Raw genomic sequence first — 22627 nt, 5'->3', positions numbered from 1 at the left:
CAATTTCTCCAGGGGCGCGGTCCACCTCGGTGAGGAACGGGCCGTCCTGCGCCGGCGCCGCGTACGGCGCGCCGAGGTCGGCGCCCGCGGTGGCGTCGAGCAATGCCGCGCTGTCACGCACGCTCCTGGTGACGGCGTGCTCGATGACCAGACCGTTCCACAGGTCGCCGTTGTCCGGGCCGGTCGGCACCCGGCCGCGGCTTGGCTTGAGCCCGAAGACGCCGTTGCACGACGCCGGGATCCGGATCGAGCCGGCCCCGTCGTTGGCGTAGCCGAGCGGCACGATGCCGGCGGCGACGGCGGCCGACGACCCGCCGGACGAGCCGCCGACCGTACGGTCCAGCCGCCAGGGGTTCCTCGTGGTGCCGGTCGCGACCGGCTCGCAGGTGACGCTCGCGCCGAACTCGGGCAGGTTGGCCTTCGCGGCGATCACCACCCCGGCGCAGCGGTAGCGCTCGACCAGCTCGGTGGGGTGGTCCTGGGTCAGCCCCGCGGAGATGCGCGCGGCGTGCTGGGTCGGCGCACCCGGCAGGAACTGGTACTCGTCCTTCAGCACGATCGGGGCGCCGGCCAGCGGGCCGCCGCCCAGCCCGGCGGCCACCTGGTCGCGGGCGTGCTCGGCCAGCACGGTGACGATCGCGTTCAGCTCGCCGTCGAGCGCGTCGACCAGCGACAGCGCGGTGTCGAGCACCTCGCCCGCCGTGACGGCACCGCTACGGACCAGCTCGGCGAGGCCGACGGCGTCCTGGTCGGCGTACTCGTGCTGGCTCAGCATCAGCGCGTGTCCTCCGGGCCGTACGACGTCGGGTCGGTGCTCGGCGCGCCCGTCCGACCGGGTGAGCCGTACTCGCGGACGGCCGCGGCCACCGCCCGCGCCTCGTCGTCGCCGGACGAGCGCAAACCCGCGACGACCGCGTCCACGTCCGCGGCGAGCTTGTCCTGGCTCAGCTTGAAGCCGCCGGCCAGCGACGTGACCTCGACCTCGAACGCGACGACGCCGCGGGCCAGGCCGGTCACCAGCTCGGCGTCGAGCGAGTCGAGCCGCCAGCGGTCGACCTCGTGCTCGGCGACGGTCCTGCGCAGCACGTCGAGCGTCGCCTCCGCGCCGGTCAGCTGCCGGTACACGCCGTGCGCGTGCACCGCGGTGTAGTTCCACGTCGGCACGTCGGGCTCCGCGATGTACCAGCGCGGCGCGACGTACGCGTCCGGCCCGCGGAAGATCACCAGCACCTCCGCGCCGTCCGTCAGGTCGCGCCACTGCGGGTTGCGTCTGGCCAGGTGGCTGGTGAGCAGGCCGTGCTCGCCGTGGTCCGGGTCGAAGAGGAACGGGGTGTGGGTGGCGGCCAGCCCGCCGGCGCCGTGGCTGACGAGGGTGCCGAAGCTGTGCCGCCCGATGTGCTCGTGCAGTACCTGCGCACGCCGCTCGCGGAACTCGGCGGGCTGGTACATGCGGCCTCCGGTTTCGAGGGGACAGGAGCGTGGAATCCGTTGCGAACAGCGGCTACGCTAGCGAATCTCCATCGTAACTGCCGGTAGATCGTGCGGGAATCGTTGCGCGCTTCTTGACCGATGGTAGTCCGGCCGGCATAGTCCATGTGCGGGGCGCCCGAGGAAAGGACTCGCATGACCGAACAGATCCATGGTCAGCAGCCCGCGGCCGCGGCGAAGACCGCGCTGCGGCGGGTGCTCGGGCTGCCCTCGCTCGTCCTCTTCGGCCTCGCCTACATGGTGCCGCTCACCGTGTTCACCACGTACGGCGTGGTCACCGAGATCACCGCGGGACACCTGCCGACCGCCTACGTGGTGACGCTCGTGGCGATGTTGTTCACCGCGTACTGCTACGGCCGGATGGTGAAGGTGCACCCGTACGCGGGCTCGGCGTACACCTACACCCAGCAGTCGTTCGGGCCGCACGTCGGCTTCGTGGCCGGCTGGGCACTGATGCTCGACTACCTCTTCCTGCCGATGATCAACTACCTGGTGATCGGCATCTACCTGAAGGCGAGCTTCCCCGCGGTGCCCAACTGGGCGTGGATCCTCACGGCCATCGTCGCGGTCACCGTGCTGAACGTGCTCGGCATCAAGCTGGTCGCCAACGCCAACCTGGTGCTCGTCGGGTTCCAGATCGTCTTCCTCGCGGTGTTCTTCGCGCTGTCGTTCCGCACCATCGCGGGTGGCGACCCGCCGTCGCTGACCCAGCCGTTCGTGGACGCCGGCCTCGACCCGTCCACGGTGCTCGCCGGCGCGGCGATCCTCTGCCTGTCGTTCCTCGGCTTCGACGCGGTCTCCACGCTGTCGGAGGAGACCCGCGACGCACCGCGCCGGGTGCCGAAGGCGATCATGCTGGTCACCATCATCGGCGGTGCGACCTTCATCTGCGTGTCGTACGTGGGGCACCTGGCCTTCCCGCAGTGGCAGGACTTCACCAACGCGGACTCCGCCGCGCTCGACGTGATGAAGCACGTCGGCGGCGGCTTCCTCGCGGCGTTCTTCACCGCCGCGTACGTCGCGGGATGTTTCGCGTCGGCGATGGCGTCGCAGGCGAGCGTGTCGCGGATCCTCTACGCGATGGGCCGCGACCGGGTGCTCCCGAACCGGGTGTTCGGCCGGCTGCACGACCGGTTCCGTACGCCGGTGCTCGCGATCCTGCTCGTCGGCGTCATCTCGCTGGTGGCGCTGTGGATCTCGCTGACGCTCGCGGCGGCGATGATCAGCTTCGGCGCGCTGGTCGCGTTCTCGTTCGTGAACCTCTCGGTGATCAAGAAGTACGTCGTCGACGACCGGCGGCGTACGGCGCGCGACATCGTGCTGTACGGGGTGATCCCCGGCATCGGCGTGCTGCTGACGCTGTGGCTGTGGACCAGCCTGTCGAAGACCACGTTCATGGTCGGGCTCGGCTGGACGGCGGTCGGGGTCGGCTACCTGCTCGTCCTGACCCGCTTCTTCACCCGCAGGCCGCCGGACCTGCGGCTGGACGACGAGGACCCCACGGCGGAAGCGACCGCGGCTCGATGACGGCCGGCCTCGTCGTCAGGGACGCCAGGTCCGGCCACGCGACCGAGCCCGGTGCGGTGTGCGTCGCCGTGTGCCAGCTCGCGCCGGTCATCGGCGACCGCGCGCGTAACGTCGACCGCGCGATCGACGCGGTGACCGCCGCCGCGGACGCCGGCGCGCACCTGGTGGTGCTGCCCGAGCTGGTGAGCAGCGGCTACGTTTTCGCCGACCGGCTCGAGCTCGGCCGGAACGCGGAGTGGCGCGATGGCGCGACCGTCTCACGGCTGGCCGCCGTCGCGCAGGAGCGTGGCGTGGTCGTGGTCGCCGGGTTTCCTGAACGCGGCGAGGACGGCGGCTACTACAACAGCGCCGCGCTGATCGACGTGGACGGGCTGCGCGCCGTCTACCAAAAGGTGCACCTGTGGGACGCGGAGACCGAGCTGTTCACCCCGGGCGCCGCGCCGCCCGTGGTGGCCGACACGTCGCTCGGCCGGGTCGGCGTCGTCGTCTGCTACGACCTGGAGTTCCCGGAGTGGATGCGGCTCGCCGCGCTCGCCGGCGCGGAGATCATCTGCGCACCGACCAACTGGCCGGGCGGACCGTGTCCGGCCGGTGAGCGGCCGGTGGAGGTGGTGCGGGTGCAGGCGTCTGCGTCGGTCAACCGGTGCTACGTCGCCGCCGCCGACCGCGTCGGCACGGAACGCGGCGTCGACTGGGTGGGCGGCTCGGCGATTCGACGACTACGTCGGCGACCGCACCGAAGGCGAGGGCGACAAGGACGAGGTCATGAACGACGCCTACCGCGCCGCCCGCATCGCTACCAAGGCACTCCGATACTGAACGCGGCCGTGCTCGCCGGTGGTCAGCTGGTCACGTAGCCATCCGCCGCGTCGAGGGCGGCGTCCAAGGCGGAGATGCCCTCCTTCAGCTCCTCGGCCGTGATCACCAGCGGCGGGGCCAGGTGCAGCCGGTTCATCGCGGTGAACGGCCAGCCGCCGCGCTCCTTGCACGCGCCCGCGACCTTCGTCATCGGCTCGGCCGCCGGCCCGGCGGCGTTGAACGGCACCAGCGGCTCCCTGGTGTCGCGGTCGCGAACCAGCTCGATCGCCCACATCAGCCCGCGTCCGCGCACCTCGCCGACGCTGGGGTGCCTGGCGGCGAGGTCGGCGAGCGCGGGTGCGACGACGTCGGTGCCGAGCGTGCGCACGTGCTCCAGGATGCCGTCGCGCTCGAACACGTTGATCGACGCGACGCCCACCGCGCACGCGAGCGGGTGCCCGGAGTAGGTGAGACCGCCGGGGTACGGCCGCTCCTGGAAGGTGTTCGCCACCTTGCGGGAGATCGCCACGCCGCCGAGCGGGATGTAGCCGGAGTTCACGCCCTTCGCGAACGTGATCAGATCGGGCGTCACGTCCCACGCGTTGACCGCGAACCACTCGCCGATGCGGCCGAAGCCGACCATGACCTCGTCGCAGATCAGCAGGGCGCCGTACCTGTCGCACAGCTCCCGCACGCCGGCCAGGTAGCCGTCAGGCGGCACGAGCACACCGTTGGTGCCGACGACGGTCTCGAGCAGCACCGCCGCGACGTTCTGCGGGCCCTCCAGCTCGAACACCTGCTCCAGGTGCGCGAGCGCGCGCTCGCACTCCTGCGCCTCGTCCGCGGCGTGGAACGCCGACCGGTACGGGTACGGCCCGAAGAACCGCACCACGCCCGGCATGCCGGGCTCGCTGCCCCAGCGGCGTGGCTCGCCGGTGAGCGACATCGCGCCGGAGGTACCGCCGTGGTACGAGCGGTACGCGCTGAGCACCTTCTGCCTCCCGGTGTGCAGCCTGGCCATCCGGGTGGCGTGCTCGATCGCTTCTGCGCCGCCGTTGGTGAAGAACACCGAGTCGAGGTCGCCTGGCGTGCGCTCGGCGATCAGCCGGGCCAGCTCGCCGCGCTTGTCGTTCGCGAACGCCGGCGCGACGGTGCACAGCCGCTGCGCCTGCTCGGCGATCGCCGCGACCAGGTCCGGGTGCTGGTGGCCCAGGTTGGCGTTGACGAGCTGGGAGCCGAGGTCGAGGAACCTGTTGCCGTGGTAGTCGGTGAACCAGCTACCCTCGGCGCTCGCGATCGGCAGCGGGCTGATCTTGCCCTGTGCCGACCACGAGTGGAAAACGTGGTTCCTGTCGTCCGCGACCACCTGCTCGTGTGTGCTCATGTATTCGGCTGCCTCGCTCGTGCTCTCGTTGTTGGACAACTGCTACCGGTTCGTCGGGAAGCCCAGGTCGACCGAGCTGGTCGCCGGGTCCGGCCAGCGGGTGGTGACGACCTTGGTGCGGGTGTAGAAGTGCACGCCCTCGGGGCCGTACATGTGGGTGTCGCCGAACAGCGACGCCTTCCAGCCGCCGAACGAGTAGTACGCCACCGGCACCGGGATCGGCACGTTCACGCCGACCATGCCGGCGGTCACCTCGTGCTCGAACCGCGCGGCAGCGCCGCCGTCGCGGGTGAAGATCGCCGCGCCGTTGCCGTACGGGTTGGCGTTGACCAGGGTGAGCGCGTCGTCGAACGAGTCGGCGCGGGTCACAGAGAGCACCGGGCCGAATACCTCGTCGCGGTACACGTCCATCGAGTCTGTGACGTTGTCGACCAGCGAGACGCCGAGGAAGTAGCCGTCGGAGGCGAACTCCTTCTCCCTGCCGTCCACGAGCACGGTGGCCCCGTCGGCCTTGGCGCCGTCCACGTACGACGCGACCTTGTCCCTGTGCTCCTTCGTGACCAGTGGGCCCATCTCGGACGCCGGCTCGGTGCCCGGCCCGATCTGCAGCTTCGCGATGCGCTCCTGGATCGCCTCGAGCAGCGGGTCGGCGACCTCGCCCACCGGCACCAGTACGGAGACCGCCATGCACCGCTCGCCGGCCGAGCCGTACGCGGCGGAGACGGCGGCGTCTGCGGCCATGCCCACGTCCGCGTCCGGCAGCACCACCATGTGGTTCTTCGCGCCGCCGAGCGCCTGCACCCGCTTGCCGGCGGCGGTGCCGTTCTCGTAGACGTAGCTAGCGATCGGCGTCGAGCCGACGAAGCTCACCGCCTGGATCTCCGGGTGCTCGAGGATGCGGTCGACGGCGACCTTGTCGCCGTGCAGGACGTTGAACACGCCGTCGGGCAGGCCGGCACGCTTGAGCAGGTCTGCGATCAGCAGCGCGGCGGACGGGTCCTTCTCGCTCGGCTTGAGTATGAACGTGTTGCCGCACGCGATCGCGTTCGCCAGCATCCACAGCGGGACCATGGCGGGGAAGTTGAACGGCGTGATGCCCGCGACCACGCCGAGCGGCTGCTTCACCTCGTGCACCCGGGTGCCGCTCGTGGCCTGCTCGCTGTGGCCACCCTTGAGGTGCTCGGAGATGCCGCACGCGTACTCGACGTTCTCCAGCCCGCGGGCGACCTCGCCGCCGGCGTCGGAGAGCACCTTGCCGTGCTCCGCGGTGATCGCCGCGGCGACGTCCTCGCGGTGCTCGTGCAGCAGGTGCCTGAACGCGAACATGATTTCCGTGCGCTTGGCGACGCTCGTCGCCTGCCAGGCCGGGAAGGCCGCCGCGGCCGCCGCGACGGCGGCGTCCACCTCGGCCACGTCGGCCAGGTCGACCTCGGCCGTCTGCTCTCCGGTGGCCGGGTTGAACACCGGCGAGGTGCGGCCCGAGGTGCCGGGCGTGGTCTTACCGCCGATGACGTGAGAGATCCGTTGCATACCTACGATTCAAACATCACCGTTTGCGCTACACAATAGCGGTGTTGTTACTGTACAAAGGTGATGAGTGCAGACGACCTGGCGCTGCGGTTGACCGCGCGCAGCGCGGAGGGGATCGCGCGGGACGTCGCGCGACTGGTGTCCGACGGCGGGTTGGCGGTGGGCACCCAGCTGCCGACCGTGCGGGAGCTGGGGCGCGTGCTCGGGGTTAGCCCGACGACGGTGTCGGCGGCGTGGCGGCAGCTGCAGCGGCACGGCGTGATCGAGACCGGCGGCAGGCGCGGCTCGACCGTACGGGGCATGCCGGGGCCGGCGGCGCCGGCCAGGTTCTCCCGGCTGCACCAGGACACTGCGGGCAAGGCGCTCGACCTCTCCGCCGGGATCCCCGATCCTGCGCTGTTACCCGACCTGCGGCCGGCGCTGCGCAAGATGGGCCGGCAGCCGGAGACCAGCTCGTACTTCGAGCACCCGGTGCTGCCGGAGCTGGAGGAGCTGCTGCGTGCGGACTGGCCGTTCGAACCCGAGCTGATGACCGTCGTGGACGGTGCGCTCGACGCGATGGACCGGGTGTTCGGGGCCACCCTGCGGATCGGCCACCGGGTGCTGGTGGAGAACCCGACGTTCCCGCCGATCCTCGACCTGCTCGAGCAGCAGGGCGTCGAGGTGGTGGGGCTGCCGGTGGACGACAGCGGGGTGTCCGTCGCGGCGCTCACCGAGGCGCTGGCCGCCGGCCCGGCCGCGGCGCTGGTCGTGCAGCCGCGTGCGCACAACCCGCACGGGCACGCGATGACCGCTGAGCGGGCCGGCGAGCTGGCCGGAGTCCTCAGCGACACGGGGACGCTGGTGATCGAGGACGACCACGCGGGTGCGTTGTCCACGTCGCCGCTGGTGAGCCTGGGCAGCTGGCTGCCGGACCGTACCGTCCACATCCGTGGCTACTCGAAGTCGCACGGCCCCGACCTGCGGTTGGCCGCGCTGGGCGGCGCCGCGGTGGTCGTCGACCAGGTCGTGCGGCGCCGGCTGCTCGGCCCGGCCTGGTCGAGCCGGCTGCTGCAGCTGGTGCTCTGCCACCTGCTCGCCGACCCGGCGGCCACCGACGCGGTGCGGCGGGCGCGCGAGGCGTACGCGCACCGGCGCCGGGGCCTCACCGAGGCGCTGGCGGCCCAGGGGGTGCGGGTGTCCGGCTGCGACGGCATCAACATGTGGGTCGACGTACACGACGAGAAGTCCGCCCTGGTCCGCCTGGCCGTCGACCAGATCACCGCGGCCCCTGGCTCCCCGTTCCTCGCGGCGCCGCTACCGGCCGGCCACATCCGCCTGACCTGCGCCACCATCGCCGACGGCTACGAGGAGCTGGCCACCCGCATCGCCCCTGCGACCCGCCAGCACCCCACCCAGTACGGCGCGCTGTAGCAGCCGCCGCTCAGCGCGCGGCCAGTTGTTCGATCTTCTGCTGGCGTGTCCGGATGTCGTGCTCCGCCCAGCGCACTGCGTGCAGGTAGTGCGCGGTGAGTCCGATACCCCACCCGATCAACGGGAACGGGAACCAGAAGAAGCTCGCCGACGTTGCCGCGAGGAGAGCGACGTTGAGGCCGATCAGCCCCGTCATCACGACCGCGTAGACGGCGGCGTGGATTCGCCATTCCCGGCGTCCGTCGTTGAGGTTCAGTTCCCGTTCGGTCGGGAGGTGCAGGGGCGAAGGGTTACCGGCCGCCGGCGAAGGTCCTGTCGTCGTGGGGATCGGGGCGTCGTCCGTCAACCGGGGGGCGCGGTGCAGCAGGATGAATCGTATGGCGACCACCATGGCGATCGATCCCGATGTCGCGCGGCTGTCCGGTCTGCGCCGGATGCGGCTGCTCGCGCTTGCGCTGCTGCTGCTCGCGGCCGTGACCTACCTGCTCACCCTCGACCGTCCGGCGGGCTGGGAGTTCCTCAACGCGGCGGCGGAGGCGGCGATGGTCGGCGCGCTGGCGGACTGGTTCGCGGTCACCGCCCTGTTCCGCCGGCCGCTGGGGCTGCCGATCCCGCACACGGCGATCATCCCCACCCGCAAGGAGGCGCTCGGCCGCAGCCTGGAGGAGTTCGTCGCCGCGAACTTCCTCTCCGCGCCCGTGGTACGGGAGAAGGTCGCCTCGGCGGAGCTCAGCCGCCGCGTCGGCGCGTGGCTGGCGAAGCCGGAGCACGCAGAGCGCGTGGTCGGGGAGGCGGCCCGGCTGGTGCGCGGCGGGTTGAACGTGCTGCGCGACGACGACGTGACGGCGTTCGTCCAGCAGGTGCTGGTGCCGCGGCTGCGGGACGAACCGGTCAGCCCGCTCGCCGGCCGGCTGCTCGCCGACGTCGTCGCGGAGGACGCGCACCACGGCGTCGTCGAGGTGGTGCTCACCGAGGCGCACACCTGGCTGCTCGACAACGAGGCCCTGGTCGCCGAGGTCGTAGGCACCCGTGCGCCGCGCTGGTCGCCGCACTGGCTGGACACCAGGGTGGGTCGCCGGGTGCACCGCGAGCTCGTCACCTGGGTCACGGAGGTACGCGAGCAGCGGGACCACCCCGCGCGCAAGGCGCTCGACGACCTGCTGTCCCGGCTGGCCGACGAGATGCAGCACGACACGGAGATGCGGCAGCGGGTGGAGCGGCTGAAGGTGCGGCTGCTCGAGCACCCGCAGACCGCGCCCACCGCGACGGCGCTGTGGAACGCGCTGCGCCGCGGCCTGATCGAGGCGGTGGAGGAACCCGACGGGCTGCTGCGGCAGCGCGGCGTCGACGCGCTGCGCGCCTTCGGCGAGCGGCTGCTGCGCGACGACGCGCTCTGTGGGCGGCTGGACGGCCACGCCAGCGACGCCGCCGAGTACCTGGTCACCAGCTTCGGAGCAGAGGTGGCGACGGTCATCTCGGACACCGTGAACCGGTGGGACGGCAAGGAGACGGCACGCAAGATCGAGCTGCACGTCGGCCGCGACCTGCAGTTCATCAGGATCAACGGCACCGTCGTCGGTGCGCTCGCCGGGTTGGCGATCCACACCGTCAGCGTGTTGCTATGACACGCCTGCCGGGCGCCTGAGCTCGGCCACCCACCAGTGCACGCCGGGCGCGTCCGGCATCGTGACGTCGTCCACCCGAACGGTCTCTACGCCGTCGGTCGCGAATGCGTCGATCTCGCTACGGTGCAGCGGCCACGGCGGTCCGCCCTCGTGCTCGTCGTCGCCCGCCGCGACGCTCACCACGACGAGAGTGCCGCCCGGTGCCACAAGCGGCGCGAGGTTCGCGAGGGCAGGGGCGCGGACGGCTGCGGGCAGGGACTGGATGGTCAGGCTCTCCGCCACCAGGTCGAAACCGCGCCGCCACTGCACCGGCGGGTCGAGCAGGTCCGCGGTGACGTACTGCACGGGGGAGTCGGGGTAGCGGCTGCGCGTGGCCGCCACGGCAGTGGCGGAGATGTCGAACGCGACGGTGTCGTAGCCGAGGCGGGCGAGGAACTCGGCGTCCCTGCCGAGTCCGGCGCCGACGACGAGAGCGCGCCTGCCGTCACCCGTCGGGGCGTTCGCCTGCACCCACTTCGCCAACAGGGCACCGGGGTACTCCCTGTCCCAGGGCACGCCGGTGACGCCGGCGGCGGCGTCCACGTACAACTGCTCGAACCAACCGGTGGGGTCGCCGTCGCTCACCGCTTTCGCCGCGAGCATCCTGGAATGCTCGTCCGGGTCCCTGCTCTGCATCGCACCTCCGTAGCTGCCGTGGTGCGCATTCTGCCCGACCGGCGTCAGCCGAAGCGGCGCAGCCGGTCGGCCGCGCTGCCGAGCCGACGCTTCGCGCGCACGGTGAACCGGCGCACCCGTCGACTCATGTCGGCCTCGGCGGGACGCATCCGGCGAGTGGTCCTGTCGGTGTGCTTGAGCATGCCGACGATGGTCTCGACTGCGGTCTGGAGCAGGACCTCTTCGCTGACCTCGTCCGGCGCGGTGCCCTCGCGCAGCTCCGCGGGAACCAGGTCGGCAGGGTCGCCGGCGACGTCACACTTGTACTGCCGTACGTCGTCGGCCATCTGCTCGGCGGTGTCGCGGATCCAGTCGGCCAGCTCGAGTGGCGCGCCGAACCGCTCACCGCCCTTGCGCCGCTTGAGGATCGGGTTCACCAGGTGCCCGTGCACGACCTTCAGGTACGGCGCGCGCAGCGGGTAGGAGTCGCCGAGCGCGTTGTTCACCCGGCGCAGCAGCTCCGTCTCCACGACCCCGAGGGACGTGTTCTTGTGGCTGGACCGCTGCTCGCACAGGCCCTCCGGGATCCCGATCACGCCGGCGAACCGTTGCCACAGCAGGAGCGGGTCGGCGCCGTCCGGCGGTACGGTCACCAGGTGTCGCTGCGCGGCGGGCAGGCTGTCCGACCACCTGCGCAGGATCGGCAGCGGGGTCTGGTGCGCCCAGAACTCCGGGTACTTGCCGGTCTGCAGTGCGTTGACGTAGTCGCGGTACCGGCCGAGGTTACGGGCCCGCACGCCCTGCTGCCAGCTCGACGGGATCGTCCGGCCGAGGTCGCGGCCGGCGACCACGACGTGCACCTCGGCGGACTGCAGGCTCTCGATCGCCTGCTTCGCCTGGCTGGGCGTGGCGGCGCCGAGCATCTCCTCGCTGATGACGACGGTGCCGCTCCACGCCCGTGCCTTGGCGGCGAGCCGGTCCCACGTCCACCAGGCGTCCGGGTCGTGCCAGACGCCGCGGCGCAGGTCGCCCATCGCTTGGTAGTGGGCCTTGCGGGTGGCCGGCAACAGGATGCCTTCGTTCTTCAACGCACTGCGGTTTCCCCACAGCATCTGTTGCAAGTACGTGGTTCCCGTCTTCGGCGCACCGACGTGCAGGAAGACGCGCTCAGCCATCTCGTCCCTCGGGGGTACGGGTTCGGGTCGACGAAGAGTCGCACGGTCAGCATGCCGCACCGTAAAGCCAGGGTCATGCGCGGGAGCGAGTGTTCACCGCCTGGCTACCGGGCTGCCGTATTCCCGCAACCGGCCGCTACCCACAGGGTCATGCGTCCGCGGTGTACGCGGCGATGGTGCGGTCGGTCGCGCCCTTGGCCTCCTCCGCGCTGACCCCGGACGCCTCGTGCGCGGCTCCCCAGGCCTGGCTGCTGGCCGTCATGAACTCCTTCGCCTCGGGCGTCTGCAGCAGCTCGGCAGGATCCTGGGTGTAGTCCTCGCCCTGCAGGTGCGCGGCCAGGCCGAGCAGGGCGAGATCCCAGCCGACGCCGACGGCCCCCGGGCCGAACTGCTGCCAGAAGTCCGGGTCGGCGTCGACGACCATGTGCTCCAGCTCGAAGGCGGTCTCCTCGCTGCTCACCTCGGCCAGCCGCACCTCCACCGCCGAGGCCGGGTTGTCGCCGAAGATCCAGCTCACCCGCAACAGCTTCGGCGGTTCGCAGCGCTTGATCTCCCCGCCGGCGTTGCCCTCCAGCTGGTACGTGCCGCCGAGCTGCAGGTCGCCGCTGACCGGGGCGAGCCAGCGGGCGATGCGGTCCGGGTTGGTGCAGGCGTCCCACACGTCGTCGATGACGGCGTCGTAGGTGCGCTTCATGAGCACCGCGCGCCCGGCGTCCTCGCCGGCGTCGCGGCTGCCGAGCTCGCGGTGCGCCCGGTTGAGTTGGTCGAGCATTGTAGGTCACGTCTGGTCCCCCTCGTCGGTCTCGGTTGTCTTGCGGCGCTCGCGTTTCCCCCGGGCCAGCTCGGTGCCCAGGGCGTCCAGGCGCTGGTCCCAGAACCTGCGGAAGCGCTCCAGCCACACGTCCACCTCCTGCAGTGGTTCGGCGTCCACCGCGTAGAGCCTTCGGGTCCCCTCGGCCCGCACCGTGGCGAACCCGTTGTCCCTGAGGACCCTGAGGTGCTGCGACACGGCCGGCTGCGAGATCCCGAACTCCGCCCGGATGACGGTCGTCACCGCGCCGGAGGACTGCTCACCCTCGGCGAGCAGCTCGAGGATGCGGCGCCGCACCGGGTCACCGAGGACGTCGAGCGCGTGCATGGCGACACAATATTAGGCTCGGCTTATATAGGTCAAGCGCAAGCAACTCGCCCGGCGTATCCTGGAGGAGGCGAGAGTGCGGTGAGGGACATGTCGCGACGACAGCACAGGGTGCTCCTGGTGCGGGAGTGGGACGAACAGCTGTCCGGCTCCGGCTGCTGCGGGCGGCTCGGCAGCGAGGTCACGAGCGTGATCGACGGTGACGGCGAGGATCCGTACGCGTGCGTCCGCGGTGACATGGAGCGGGTCGGTGAGGTGTACCGCGCGCTACGCGACAGGTTCGACGAGGACGAGCTCGAGGTGACCGTCGTCGACCCGCGGAACACCGTCGCGCTGTTGCCCGCCATCTGGCGCGACGCGAGGCGCCGTGGCATGTCGGTCACGGCGACCCTGCGCCAGCTGAACGCCGCGACCGCGGCATGCGCCGTGGTGGTGGACGGCAAGGTGCTCACCAAGGTGGTCGACCCGGCGCGCGCGGTGGCGGAGGTCGAGGCCGACCTGCTCGCGCGGGCGTAGGTACCTCAGCCCGGCTGCCGCAGCGGCATCCCTGCTGCCTCGTACACGGCGTCGAGCGCCGTCATGTTGGTGATCGCGTCCGCCGGCGGGGTGAGGACAGGTGTGCCCGTGGCGATCGCGTGGACGAACGCGTCCAGCTGGTAGGCGTACGTGGGCCGGCCGGGGAACTGCTCGACCCGGCGTCCCGTCCTGGTGCGGACGACGAAGCGGTGCCACATCTGCGGACCGAACGGGTTGAAGATCCGTAGCTCGCCCTCGTCGCCGACGGCGCGCGCGGAGGCGCGGAACAGGTCCTTGGACCACATCGAGCACAGCCCCGTGCCCGAGTGCCCGGCGGGGAAGCTCAGCTCGAACCGCATGGCGCGGTCGACCTCAGGCGTGCGCAGCTTCGGCGTCGCAGAGACGACGGTGGGCTCGCCACCGCCGAGCAGCCGGAGCAGGTGCAGGACGTAGCAACCGACGTCCATCATCGCGCCGCCGGCGAGACTGTAGTCGTAGCGGATGTCGCCGAACCGCGGCAACGGGAAGCACAAGCTGGCCGAGACCCGGCGCAGCGCCCCGAGCTCGCCCGAGTCGACCACCTCCTGCGCCCGCCGGGCGAACGGGTGGTACCGGTAGTGGAACGCCTCCATCACCACCAGGCCCGAATTCTCCGCGGCCGCCGCGACCGTACGTGCCTCGTCCGCGTTGGCAGTGAACGGTTTCTCGCAGAGCACGTGCTTTCCCGCATCGAGCGCGGCGAGCGTCCACCGCCCGTGCAGCCCGTTGGGCAGTGGGTTGTAGATCGCGTCGATCCGCGGGTCGTCCAGGAGCGCCTGGTAGTCGTCGTGCACCGTCGGGATGTCGTGCCTGTGCGCGTACCGGTGGGCCCGGTCGCGGTCGCGTGCGGCGATCGCGGCGACGGTGACGTCGTGGTTGTCGTGGGCAGGGCGGAGGAGCGCGGCGGGTGTGATCCGCGCCGCACCGAGGACACCGATCCGCAGCGCGTCGGTCCGTGTCGGCATCCGCTACTCCTCACGCACGCCCTGTACGACCGGCCGAGGATAGCTCGCTGGCCGGTGTGGTTGCTAGCGCGCCGGGCCGGGCGCGGCGGACGGCACGGCGGCGAGGTCGCCGACCGCGGACGCGAACGACTCCCAGCCGTCGTCGTGCACCCGCACGCTCGGGATCTGGATGACGTCGACGAGGCCGCCGAGCCGCTCCGCGACCTTGGCGGCGAGCTGGTGGTGCGGTGCCGCCGTACAGAACGCGTCGAGCACCTCGTCAGGCACCCGGCTCGCCAGCTGGTCCCACTGCTGTTGCTTCACCAGCGCGCGCAGCTCGCTCTGCAACTCGCCCCAGCCGTGGTGCTCGAGGACGGGGCGGTACGCGCGCGTGGAGCCGTAGAACGCGACGCGCGACCGCGCCCACTCTCGTGCCTGCACGACGTCCTCCTCGGTCGCGCCGGTGGCGATGAAGCCGCCGCCGAGCACCGTGAAGTCGCCGAGGTCCCGGCCCGCCTTGGCGGCACCCGCCGTCAGCCGCGGCCAGACCATGTCGCGGATGTACTCGGCGGTGACGAACGAGTGCAGCCGCACGCCGTCGCACAGCTCGGCGGCGAGTTCCAGGTTGTACGGGTTGACCGCCGAGATGTCGAGCCTGACCTTGCCGTGCTCGGACGGGCCGAGGTCGAACTCGGGCGTCATGAGGCTCAGCGAGTAGTGCCGGCCCTCGTAGCTCAGTGGCTCGCCGTCCTGCCAGGTGCGCCAGATCGCCTGCAGGGCAAGGAGGTAGTCGCGCAGCTTCGGGCCAGGAGCCGCCCAGTCGCTGGCGAAGCGCTCCTCGACGTGCCGCCGCACCTGCGTGCCGATACCGAGCCGGAAGCGCCCGCGCGAGTAGTCGTCCAGGTTCCGCGCCGAGTACGCGACCACCATCGGACTCCTGGCGAACGCGATGGTGACCGCCGTCGCGAGCGTCGGCCGGCTCGTCTTCGCGGCCGCGAGCGTCATGGAGAGCAACGGGTCGCGACGGATCTCGGAGTCACAGATTCTGTCCACGCCGGCACGTTCCAGCTCGGCGGAGGTCGTCTCGACCTCGTCGAGCGGGATCGAACGCAGACTGGATTCCACCTGCATCGGCATCGCCTTTCCTGATCGGTTGGGTGAGCTCCCGGTGTTGGTTGTCAGCTCCGGGGACGTCTTTGCATAGACTGCGTGGATGCCCGAGGAGCGACGCGCGGATGTGGTGCAGTCCCTGCAGCGAGGACTTGCCGTCATCAAGGCGTTCACGCCCAAGCATGCGAACATGACCGTCAGCCAGGTAGCCGAACGCACCGGCTTGACCAGGCCCACCGTGCGGCGGGTCCTGATCACGCTGGAAGACATGGGTTATGCGCGCTACGACGGTCGCGCCTACTCGCTGAGCCCACGGGTGCTCGAGCTTGGCTACGCGTACCTGTCGTCGGTACACCTGTGGGACGCCGCGTTCCCGATCATGGACGAGATGAGCGGCAACCTCGGCGAGAACTGCCTCGCCGGCGTCTTCGACGGCACCGACGTCGTGTGTGTCGCGCGCACCACCAAGCGGATGGTCACCGTCGCCGTCTACATCGGCGGCCGGATACCTGCGTTCGCCACCTCGCTCGGTCGCGCGATCCTCGCCTACCTGGAACCGGCCGAGCTCGACGACTACTTCGCCAACGCGGAGCTGAAGCCGGTCACCCGCCATACGGTCACCGAGGAAGTGGCGCTGCGCCGTGAGCTCGCGAAGGTACGCAAGCAGGGTTGGTCGATCGTCGAGAACGAGCTCGAGGAAGGGCTGACCTCCGTAGCGGTACCCGTCTTCGGCACGGGTGAGCGGGTCGTTGCGTCGTTGAACATCTCGGTGCACGGCAACCGGCTCAGCAGGAAGCGGGCAGAGCAAGAGGTGCTGCCCGCTCTGCAGGAGTGCGCGAGCCAGGTGAGCATCCTCTTCGGCGCACGGCTCGTCTTCGACGCCAACCGGCCGGTGAGCGAGTACTGAGACGCCTTGCGCGACCGGCACACCCGGCCGTCGCGGCCGTAGCAAGTCACCAGCGACCGAACGTGTCGCAGGCAGCACCTGCCCGCGGCAGTGCCTGCCCTGGCGTTGACACGTACGTAACACGGGGCTAACTTTACTGCACGCTCTACGGTCAGTTGTACGCATCCCGTACAAACGTTTGGGGGACGGAATCAGACGGAGGCAGTGCAATGAAGAACGCCTTGACCCGCGGGGGCCTTGCTCTCGCTACTGTGGCTGCGCTATTCGCAGCCGGTTGTGGCAGCGGAGAAGAAGCTTCCTACCCGGACCGCGACATCACGTTCATCGTTCCGTACGCGACAGGCGGCTCGACGGATCCGCTGTCGCGGCAGTATTCCGAGCTGTTGGGGCGTGAGCTGGACACCAAAGTCGTAGTGCAGAACAAGGACGGCGGTTCGGCGACGATCGGCACTGGCGAGGTCGTGAAGGCGAAGGCGGACGGCTACACCATCGGGCTGTCGTCGAACTCGGCCCTCTCGTACCAGCCGACGATCAACGACAACCTGCCCTACGACAGCCCGGACGACTACCAGCCGATCGTGAAGCTCGTCGACCTGCCCAACGTCATCGCTGTGCAGGCGGACTCGCCGTGGAAGTCGTTCGACGACCTCCTCGACCATGCGAAGAAGAACCCGGGCAAGGTCCGCGTCGGCACGTCCGGCGAGAAGACCGCGCCCGACCTGACGATCCGCGAGCTCAACCGGAAGGCGGACGTCGACTTCACCCCCGTGCCGTTCACCGGCGGTGGCGGCGAGGCGCTCACCGCGCTGCTCGGTGGCAGGGTGGACGCCGTCTCCGGCTACGGGCCCTCATTGAAGTCTCAGGTCGACGCAGGGAAGCTGCGCGTCATCGGGACGTTCTGGCCCAAGACCTACAAGATGTTCCCCGAAGCCGACTCCATCGTGCAGGCCGGCTACGACGTCCAGTTCCCCGCGGCCTACTACGTGATCGCGCCGAAGGGCATGCCGGCGAACGTGCGGAAGACACTGGTTTCCACGTCACGCGAGCTCGTCAAGGACCCCAAGTTCGAGCAGTTCATCGAGGACAACGGCTACCTGCTCGACGTGCAGACGGAGAAGGCGGTCGACAAGGAGCTGGCCGACTACCGCAAGAGCTTCGAGGAGCTCAATGAGCACCTCGACGAGTAGCGACCGGCGGCTGGACGGCAAGCGCCGCGGCCGGTTCGTGGTCGGCGCCGTCACGTTCGTCAGCGCGGTCGCGTACACGATCGAGGCGTTCCGGCTGTCGTTCGGCACCATGGGCCAACCAGGTCCTGGGTTCTATCCCCGGGTGGTGGGCATCGGTCTGCTCGCGGTGTCCCTGCTTACGTGCCTGGAGGCGCTGCTCACCAGGAGCGTCAGCGGGTCGCTGATGCTGCCGACGGGTTCGGCGCGGCGCAAGGTGCTGATCGTGCTCGGCAGCATGGTGTTGTACGTCGTGCTGCTGCCGGTGTTGGGGCAGTACATCGTCAGCTCGGCGTTCTTCGTCGGCATGCTCCGCCTGCTGGGCAAGATGTCCTGGCTCAAGGCGGCGATCGGCGGCGTGGTGCTGGGTGTCGCGATCTCGGCGTTCTTCCTCGAAGTGCTCGCCGTTCGGCCACCGACCGGTCTGTTGTTCGGGTAGGCCGCCGACGTGGGTGCATTCGAGGGTCTGCTCTACGGGCTGCAGTTGCTGCTGTCGCCCGAGCTGCTGCTCGCTGCGCTGATCGGCGCGCTGGCCGGCACGGTGATCGGCGTGCTGCCCGGCCTCGGCCCGGTGGCCGGCGCCGCGCTCGTCCTGCCGTTGACGTTTACGCTCGAACCGGCCGCGGCGCTGATCATGATCGCCGGCATCTACGCCGGGTCGATGTACGGCGGTTCCACCACGGCCGTGCTGCTGAACATGCCGGGTGAGGCGGCGTCGGTGGTCACCACCATCGACGGGTACAAGATGACCCAGCGGGGCCGTGGTGGCGTTGCGTTGAGCGTGATGGCCGTGGGGTCGTTCATCGCCGGCACCATCGCGATCCTGCTCGTCATGTTGTTCTCCCCGGTGTTGGCGGACGTGGGGATCGCGTTCGGTCCGCGGGAGTACCTCGCGCTTACGGTGGGCGGCCTGCTGCTGCTCGCGCGCATCTCCGGTGGCAGTGCGATGAGCGGCTTCTTCCCGATGGTGCTCGGTCTCGCGCTCGCCACGGTCGGGCAGGAGAAGGTTACCAACGCCTACCGGTACGTGTTCGGCATGGACGACCTGAGCCTCGGCATCGACCTGGTGCCGGTCGCGATCGGTCTGTTCGGCATCGCGGAGATGTTCCGGCTGATCGCCGGCGACCAGGGCACGGTGCCGCGGCCGGCGAAGATCCGGCTGCGCGAGCTGGTGCCGACACGTGCCGAGTGGAAGCGCGCGATCGCGCCCTGGGGGCGCGGATCGGTCATCGGCTTCCTGTTCGGGCTGCTGCCAGGGCCGTCGGCGACGCTGTCGAGCTTCGCCTCGTACCGGGTGGAGAAGGCGGTCTCCAAGCACCGCAAGGAGATCGGCGACGGCGCGGTCGAGGGCGTGGCAGGGCCGGAGGCAGCGAACAACTCGGCGGCCATGGGCGGCCTGGTTCCGGTATTATCCCTCGGCCTGCCGTTCTCCGCCACGTTCGCGCTGATGATCTCCGCGATGATCGTGCAGGGCATCCAGCCGGGCCCGCTGTTGATCAGCGACCACCCGGACGTGTTCTGGAGCCTCATTGCGGCCATGTACCTAGCCAACATCATGCTGCTGCTGCTCAACCTCCCGCTCGTCGGTGTGTGGGTGAGCCTGCTGCGGATTCCGCAGGGCATCCTGCTGCCGGCGATCTTCGTCATCGCGGTCGTCGGCGCGTACAGCGCGCGCGAGAACATGCTCGACCTCGTGGTGCTGCTGGCGATGGGCGTCATCGGGTACTTCCTGCACAAGCTTGACTTCAACCTGACCTCGCTGGTGATCGGCCTGGTGCTCGGTGGCTTCGTCGAGAAGCACCTGCGCGAAGGTCTGTTCCTCAGCCGCGGCGACGTCGGCTACTTCCTCAGCGGCACGATCGCGCCGACGCTGTGGGCGATCGTGCTCGTGGTGCTCGTGGGCGGTACGGCGTGGCGTCTGGTGCGACGCAGGCGCGCGGTACGGGACGACGAGGGAGACACATGCGCGTCGGCATGATCATGCCAAGGACGGCGGACGACGGCTCGGCCATGCGCACGGAGACCCTCGCCGAGGGAGCCCGCCGTATCGAGGCGTGCGGGTACGACGGTGTGTGGGCCTTCGACGCCCTGAACCGTGGGTTCACGCTGCCCGACCCGCTCATCGCCGTCGCGGTCGCGGCCACGGCGACGAGATCCGTGGAGGTGGGTACGTGTGTGCTCCAGCTGGGGCTGCGGAACCCGGTGGAGACCGCACACCGCGTCATCACCACGCACCTGGTGTGCGGTGACCGGTTCACCCTCGGCGTGGGCGCGGGATCCACGCGGTCGGACTTCGAGGCGTTCGGCACGCCGTACGAGGAACGCTTCGCCAGGTTCGAACACAGCCTGACGACGCTGCGCGAGCTGTGTGCGGGCAGGGCGATCGGGCCCGTCGACCTAACCCCGTGGGAGCCGACGCTCGGTGGCCCGCCGCTGCTCATCGGGGCGTGGGGCAACGGCCGGTGGATCGACCGCGCGGCGACGGAGTTCGAGGGCTGGATCGGTTCCGCGGTCAGGGGCGGCCGGCTCGCCGAAGGTGCTGCGCGTTACAAAGACGCTGGTGGTCGCAGGGCGATGGCCACCAACATCACCGTCGACCTCACCGGTCCCGACGTCCCCCTTGCCGGCGGTGAGCCGTTCTCGTTGGTGTGCAGCCCGAACCAGGTGCGCGAGCGACTGGCGTGGTTGAGCGACGTGGGCTTCGATGACGTGGTGCTGCGTACCGCTGAGCACACCGAAGACAACCTCAGTGCGATCAGAGAGTTGGTGCCATGATGTCGGTCGACGTGACCATGGCGAGCGGGATCGCGGAGATCACCCTGAACCGCCCCGATGCGATGAACGCCATCGACCCGCAGATGCGTGCCCGGCTGCGTGAGGTGTGGCGGCAGCTGGACGAAGATCCGGACATCGCCGTAGCCATCCTCACCGGGGCGGGGGACCGCGCGTTCTGCACCGGCTCCGATCTGAAGCGGACGCCACCGCCGCCGCAGTCGTACGCGGAGCTGACGTTCGGCTCCGGGGAGTCGACGCACCTGCTCGCCGGGCTGGACACCGACAAGCCGTTGATCTGTGCGGTCAACGGGTTCGCCGTCGGTGGCGGTCTGGAGCTTGCACTCGCCTGTGACATCAGGATCGCGTCCGACAACGCGCAGTTCGGCCTCGCCGAGGTGCGGGTCGGCAGCATCCCGGGAGCCGGCGGCACCCAGCGGCTGCCGCGGATCATCGGCGAGTCGATGGCGATGCAGATGTTGCTCACCGGCGAGCGCATCGACGCGACGCGCGCGCTCGAGGTCGGACTGGTCAGCGAGGTGCACACCACGGACGGTCTGCTGCCGCGGGCACGCGAGCTCGCCGAGCGCATCACGGCGAACGCTCCGCTTGCGGTGAACGCCGTCAAGCACCTCGTGCGGCGCGGCCGCGACATGCCGCTGCCTGAGGCGATCGAGATGGAGAGCTACGTCTGGGGACTGCTGCGGGACACCGAGGACCGCATCGAGGGCAGGAAGGCCTTCCAGGAGAAGCGGCGTCCCGTCTACAAGGGCAGCTGATGTACGGGAGGTGAGAGGAGCGTTGGTGGAATCGTTGAAGGATCGGACAGCCATCGTCGGGGTCGGTGCGACTCCACAGGGGAAGCTACCTGGCAGCACACAGCTGAACCTGGCCGTGGACGCGTTCAAGGCGGCAATGGACGACGCCGGCCTGGCCAAGGACGAGATCGACGGGTTGCTCACCTTTCCCGGCACCACGGCGCCGGAAGGGCCGCTGAACTACCTGCGGCTCGGTGAGACACTCGGCATCGACCCGGTGGTCACCGGCAGCATGTCCATGGGTGGCGGCACCGCCGGTGCGCTCGTGCACACGGCGGCGATGGCGGTGGCTACGGGCGCGGCGACGAACGTGGCGTGCGTCTTCGGCGATGCGGCGAAGACAGGCGGTTCGCGGTTCAGCCGTGCCTCCGGCTGGAGCGACTCGTGGGGGATCTGGGGCATGATGGGCGCCGCCGCGAACAGTGCCGTCGCGGCGAGCAGGCACATGGCCCTCTACGGCACCACGAGCGAACAGCTCGCCGAGGTGGCGGTCGCGTGCCGGTACCACGCGTCGCTCAACCCGAACGCCGTTATGCGCAAGCCGATCACCGTGGCCGACCACCAGGCGTCGCGGTACATCGTGGAACCGTTGCGGTTGCTGGACTGCTGTCTGATCAGCGACGGCGGTGTCTGCATCATCGTCTCGTCGGCGGACCGCGCGAAGCACTACAAACAGCCGCCGGTGTACCTGTCCGGTGTCGCCCAGGCCTATACGGCGCAGACGCTGGAGAAGCCGGACTGGTGGTACGTCCCGCACCAGAAGTCCGCTCTCGACCGGGCGTACGCCATGGCCGGGGTCGGGCCGCGCGACGTCGATGTTGCGCAGCTCTACGACAACTTCACCATCAGCGTCCCGCTGTGGCTGGAACACGGCGGCTTTTGCGACGTCGGTGAGGGTGGCTCGTTCGTGGAAGGTGGCCGCATCCAGCTGGGTGGCGAGCTGCCGGTGAACACGGCGGGCGGGAACCTCTCCGAGTCGTACATGGAGGGTTGGCTGCACATCGTCGAGGGTGTGCGTCAGATGCGCGGCGGCTGCGGGGAGCGGCAGGTGCCTTCGGCCGAGGTGTGCCTGGTCACCGGCCGCGGTATGACGTTGAACTGCTCGACCGCGATGATTCTCAGCAAAGGTGGGCTGTGACGATGGCGGGTTACGACAAGCCGTTGCCGGAGATCAGTGAGGCGAATGAACCGTTCTGGAGTGCTCTTCGCGAGCATCGGCTGGTGATGCAGCGGTGTAGCGAGTGTGCGCACATCCGCTACCCGATCAGCCCGTACTGCGCGCAGTGCCTCAGCGGCGGGTTCGACTGGGCAGAGCTCAGCGGTGACGGGGAGATCTACTCGTACATCGTCTTCCACCAGGTCTACAACGAGGCGTTCGCCGACGACGTGCCGTACAACGTCGCTCTCGTGCAGATGTGTGAGGGGCCACGGATGTTCAGCAACATCGTCGGCGTGCCGAACGACCAGCCACGGGTGGGTGATCCGGTCAGCATCACCTTCGACGAGGTCACCGACGAGGTGACCCTGCCTCGCTTCCGGCTCACGGCGGCTGCCGGTGCCTGAGCC

At 70.1% G+C, this 22627-nt stretch carries 24 protein-coding genes; 13 read left to right on the top strand and 11 right to left on the bottom strand.

Going from position 1 to position 22627, the window contains the following annotated elements; translation table 11 throughout:
• Together GEV07_14260 and GEV07_14255 are read right to left on the bottom strand one after the other, a co-directional pair.
• The coding region (locus GEV07_14260; GenBank protein ID MQA03829.1) for an amidase at nucleotides 1–775 on the bottom strand (775 nt) is incomplete at its 3' end.
• Nucleotides 775–1449 carry an FMN-binding negative transcriptional regulator gene (locus tag GEV07_14255; protein ID MQA03828.1) on the bottom strand — a complete coding sequence of 225 codons (675 nt, stop codon included), beginning with the start codon at nucleotides 1447–1449 and terminating at the stop codon, nucleotides 775–777. The genes GEV07_14260 and GEV07_14255, both read right to left, overlap by 1 nt.
• Before the next feature lie 174 nt (nucleotides 1450–1623).
• Here GEV07_14255 and GEV07_14250 point away from each other — a divergent pair, with 174 nt between their 5' ends.
• Nucleotides 1624–3015, top strand: coding sequence for an amino acid permease (locus GEV07_14250; protein ID MQA03827.1), 1392 nt, complete (start codon nucleotides 1624–1626; stop codon nucleotides 3013–3015).
• Nucleotides 3012–3872 (top strand): carbon-nitrogen hydrolase, encoded by an 861-nt coding sequence (locus GEV07_14245; protein MQA03826.1) that lies wholly within the window; start codon nucleotides 3012–3014, stop codon nucleotides 3870–3872. The genes GEV07_14250 and GEV07_14245 overlap by 4 nt, the downstream gene beginning before the upstream one ends.
• Here the strand turns inward: GEV07_14245 and GEV07_14240 are convergent.
• Together GEV07_14240 and mmsA are read right to left on the bottom strand one after the other, a co-directional pair.
• Nucleotides 3857–5197 carry an aminotransferase class III-fold pyridoxal phosphate-dependent enzyme gene (locus GEV07_14240; GenBank protein ID MQA03825.1) on the bottom strand — a complete coding sequence of 447 codons (1341 nt, stop codon included), beginning with the start codon at nucleotides 5195–5197 and terminating at the stop codon, nucleotides 3857–3859. The genes GEV07_14245 and GEV07_14240 overlap by 16 nt on opposite strands.
• Before the next feature lie 42 nt (nucleotides 5198–5239).
• A complete protein-coding gene (mmsA, locus tag GEV07_14235) occupies nucleotides 5240–6727 on the bottom strand; it encodes a CoA-acylating methylmalonate-semialdehyde dehydrogenase (GenBank protein ID MQA03824.1) in 1488 nt (495 codons plus the stop codon).
• A 90-nt stretch (nucleotides 6728–6817) separates the two neighbouring features.
• On the opposite strand from mmsA, the gene GEV07_14230 reads away from it, so the two are divergent.
• Nucleotides 6818–8140, top strand: coding sequence for an aminotransferase class I/II-fold pyridoxal phosphate-dependent enzyme (locus GEV07_14230; protein ID MQA03823.1), 1323 nt, complete (start codon nucleotides 6818–6820; stop codon nucleotides 8138–8140).
• 10 nt (nucleotides 8141–8150) lie between these two features.
• Here GEV07_14230 and GEV07_14225 read toward each other — a convergent pair whose 3' ends face one another.
• A complete protein-coding gene (locus GEV07_14225; GenBank protein MQA03822.1) occupies nucleotides 8151–8531 on the bottom strand; it encodes a hypothetical protein in 381 nt (126 codons plus the stop codon).
• Here GEV07_14225 and GEV07_14220 point away from each other — a divergent pair.
• Nucleotides 8518–9765 (top strand): DUF445 family protein, encoded by a 1248-nt coding sequence (locus GEV07_14220; protein ID MQA03821.1) that lies wholly within the window; start codon nucleotides 8518–8520, stop codon nucleotides 9763–9765. The two genes, GEV07_14225 and GEV07_14220, sit on opposite strands and share 14 nt — an antisense overlap.
• On the opposite strand, the gene GEV07_14215 is transcribed toward GEV07_14220, so the two are convergent.
• From GEV07_14215 to GEV07_14200, 4 genes are all read right to left on the bottom strand, one after another.
• A complete protein-coding gene (locus GEV07_14215; protein MQA03820.1) occupies nucleotides 9760–10440 on the bottom strand; it encodes a methyltransferase domain-containing protein in 681 nt (226 codons plus the stop codon). The two genes, GEV07_14220 and GEV07_14215, sit on opposite strands and share 6 nt — an antisense overlap.
• Nucleotides 10441–10484: 44 nt before the next feature.
• Nucleotides 10485–11594 (bottom strand): hypothetical protein, encoded by a 1110-nt coding sequence (locus GEV07_14210; GenBank protein MQA03819.1) that lies wholly within the window; start codon nucleotides 11592–11594, stop codon nucleotides 10485–10487.
• 148 nt (nucleotides 11595–11742) lie between these two features.
• On the bottom strand, nucleotides 11743–12366 hold the full coding sequence (locus GEV07_14205) for a polyketide cyclase (GenBank protein ID MQA03818.1): 624 nt from the start codon (nucleotides 12364–12366) through the stop codon (nucleotides 11743–11745).
• Between the two features lie 6 nt (nucleotides 12367–12372).
• A complete protein-coding gene (locus GEV07_14200) occupies nucleotides 12373–12732 on the bottom strand; it encodes a metalloregulator ArsR/SmtB family transcription factor (protein MQA03817.1) in 360 nt (119 codons plus the stop codon).
• A 90-nt stretch (nucleotides 12733–12822) separates the two neighbouring features.
• On the opposite strand from GEV07_14200, the gene GEV07_14195 reads away from it, so the two are divergent.
• Complete coding sequence (locus GEV07_14195; GenBank protein MQA03816.1) at nucleotides 12823–13248, top strand: hypothetical protein; 426 nt, start codon at nucleotides 12823–12825, stop codon at nucleotides 13246–13248.
• A gap of 5 nt (nucleotides 13249–13253) precedes the next feature.
• Here the strand turns inward: GEV07_14195 and GEV07_14190 are convergent, their stop codons facing one another.
• Both GEV07_14190 and GEV07_14185 read right to left on the bottom strand, forming a co-directional pair.
• Nucleotides 13254–14252 (bottom strand): gfo/Idh/MocA family oxidoreductase, encoded by a 999-nt coding sequence (locus GEV07_14190; GenBank protein ID MQA03815.1) that lies wholly within the window; start codon nucleotides 14250–14252, stop codon nucleotides 13254–13256.
• A 63-nt stretch (nucleotides 14253–14315) separates the two neighbouring features.
• Entirely contained in the window at nucleotides 14316–15362 is a 1047-nt protein-coding gene (locus GEV07_14185) for a TIGR03617 family F420-dependent LLM class oxidoreductase (protein MQA03814.1), read from the bottom strand.
• An 82-nt stretch (nucleotides 15363–15444) separates the two neighbouring features.
• Between GEV07_14185 and GEV07_14180 the strand changes: the two genes are divergently transcribed.
• The 8 genes from GEV07_14180 (at nucleotide 15445) to GEV07_14145 (ending at nucleotide 22624) form a co-directional block, all read left to right on the top strand.
• Nucleotides 15445–16248 carry a helix-turn-helix domain-containing protein gene (locus GEV07_14180; GenBank protein ID MQA03813.1) on the top strand — a complete coding sequence of 268 codons (804 nt, stop codon included), beginning with the start codon at nucleotides 15445–15447 and terminating at the stop codon, nucleotides 16246–16248.
• Between the two features lie 209 nt (nucleotides 16249–16457).
• The gene (locus GEV07_14175) at nucleotides 16458–17435 is read left to right on the top strand and encodes a hypothetical protein (protein MQA03812.1); all 978 of its coding nucleotides are present in this window, start codon (nucleotides 16458–16460) and stop codon (nucleotides 17433–17435) included.
• Complete coding sequence (locus GEV07_14170) at nucleotides 17416–17910, top strand: tripartite tricarboxylate transporter TctB family protein (GenBank protein ID MQA03811.1); 495 nt, start codon at nucleotides 17416–17418, stop codon at nucleotides 17908–17910. The genes GEV07_14175 and GEV07_14170 overlap by 20 nt, the downstream gene beginning before the upstream one ends.
• Before the next feature lie 9 nt (nucleotides 17911–17919).
• Nucleotides 17920–19449, top strand: a complete 1530-nt coding sequence (locus GEV07_14165; GenBank protein ID MQA03810.1) for a tripartite tricarboxylate transporter TctA — start codon at nucleotides 17920–17922, stop codon at nucleotides 19447–19449.
• Nucleotides 19434–20246 (top strand): LLM class flavin-dependent oxidoreductase, encoded by an 813-nt coding sequence (locus GEV07_14160; protein ID MQA03809.1) that lies wholly within the window; start codon nucleotides 19434–19436, stop codon nucleotides 20244–20246. Before GEV07_14165 ends, GEV07_14160 begins: the two co-directional genes overlap by 16 nt.
• Nucleotides 20246–21022: an enoyl-CoA hydratase/isomerase family protein gene (locus tag GEV07_14155; GenBank protein ID MQA03808.1), complete on the top strand. Its 777-nt coding sequence runs from the start codon at nucleotides 20246–20248 to the stop codon at nucleotides 21020–21022. The genes GEV07_14160 and GEV07_14155 overlap by 1 nt, the downstream gene beginning before the upstream one ends.
• 25 nt (nucleotides 21023–21047) lie before the next feature.
• Nucleotides 21048–22199, top strand: a complete 1152-nt coding sequence (locus GEV07_14150) for a thiolase family protein (protein ID MQA03807.1) — start codon at nucleotides 21048–21050, stop codon at nucleotides 22197–22199.
• Nucleotides 22196–22624, top strand: coding sequence for a hypothetical protein (locus GEV07_14145; protein ID MQA03806.1), 429 nt, complete (start codon nucleotides 22196–22198; stop codon nucleotides 22622–22624). The genes GEV07_14150 and GEV07_14145 overlap by 4 nt, the downstream gene beginning before the upstream one ends.
• Nucleotides 22625–22627 lie beyond the last annotated feature (3 nt).

Source organism: Streptosporangiales bacterium, assembly GCA_009379825.1.
Taxonomy (GTDB): domain Bacteria; phylum Actinomycetota; class Actinomycetes; order Streptosporangiales; family WHST01; genus WHST01.
This window is presented reverse-complemented; position numbering and strand designations above follow the sequence as displayed.

Bases quoted from the DNA above. Each gene is read 5' to 3' on its own strand.
- GEV07_14255 (MQA03828.1), bottom strand. From the start codon at position 1,449: ATGTACCAGCCCGCCGAGTTCCGCGAGCGGCGTGCGCAGGTACTGCAC.
- GEV07_14250 (MQA03827.1), top strand. From the start codon at position 1,624: ATGACCGAACAGATCCATGGTCAGCAGCCCGCGGCCGCGGCGAAGACC.
- GEV07_14245 (MQA03826.1), top strand. From the start codon at position 3,012: ATGACGGCCGGCCTCGTCGTCAGGGACGCCAGGTCCGGCCACGCGACC.
- GEV07_14240 (MQA03825.1), bottom strand. From the start codon at position 5,197: ATGAGCACACACGAGCAGGTGGTCGCGGACGACAGGAACCACGTTTTC.
- mmsA (MQA03824.1), bottom strand. From the start codon at position 6,727: ATGCAACGGATCTCTCACGTCATCGGCGGTAAGACCACGCCCGGCACC.
- GEV07_14220 (MQA03821.1), top strand. From the start codon at position 8,518: ATGGCGACCACCATGGCGATCGATCCCGATGTCGCGCGGCTGTCCGGT.
- GEV07_14225 (MQA03822.1), bottom strand. From the start codon at position 8,531: ATGGTGGTCGCCATACGATTCATCCTGCTGCACCGCGCCCCCCGGTTG.
- GEV07_14215 (MQA03820.1), bottom strand. From the start codon at position 10,440: ATGCAGAGCAGGGACCCGGACGAGCATTCCAGGATGCTCGCGGCGAAA.
- GEV07_14210 (MQA03819.1), bottom strand. From the start codon at position 11,594: ATGGCTGAGCGCGTCTTCCTGCACGTCGGTGCGCCGAAGACGGGAACC.
- GEV07_14205 (MQA03818.1), bottom strand. From the start codon at position 12,366: ATGCTCGACCAACTCAACCGGGCGCACCGCGAGCTCGGCAGCCGCGAC.
- GEV07_14200 (MQA03817.1), bottom strand. From the start codon at position 12,732: ATGCACGCGCTCGACGTCCTCGGTGACCCGGTGCGGCGCCGCATCCTC.
- GEV07_14195 (MQA03816.1), top strand. From the start codon at position 12,823: ATGTCGCGACGACAGCACAGGGTGCTCCTGGTGCGGGAGTGGGACGAA.
- GEV07_14190 (MQA03815.1), bottom strand. From the start codon at position 14,252: ATGCCGACACGGACCGACGCGCTGCGGATCGGTGTCCTCGGTGCGGCG.
- GEV07_14185 (MQA03814.1), bottom strand. From the start codon at position 15,362: ATGCAGGTGGAATCCAGTCTGCGTTCGATCCCGCTCGACGAGGTCGAG.
- GEV07_14180 (MQA03813.1), top strand. From the start codon at position 15,445: ATGCCCGAGGAGCGACGCGCGGATGTGGTGCAGTCCCTGCAGCGAGGA.
- GEV07_14175 (MQA03812.1), top strand. From the start codon at position 16,458: ATGAAGAACGCCTTGACCCGCGGGGGCCTTGCTCTCGCTACTGTGGCT.
- GEV07_14170 (MQA03811.1), top strand. From the start codon at position 17,416: ATGAGCACCTCGACGAGTAGCGACCGGCGGCTGGACGGCAAGCGCCGC.
- GEV07_14160 (MQA03809.1), top strand. From the start codon at position 19,434: ATGCGCGTCGGCATGATCATGCCAAGGACGGCGGACGACGGCTCGGCC.
- GEV07_14155 (MQA03808.1), top strand. From the start codon at position 20,246: ATGTCGGTCGACGTGACCATGGCGAGCGGGATCGCGGAGATCACCCTG.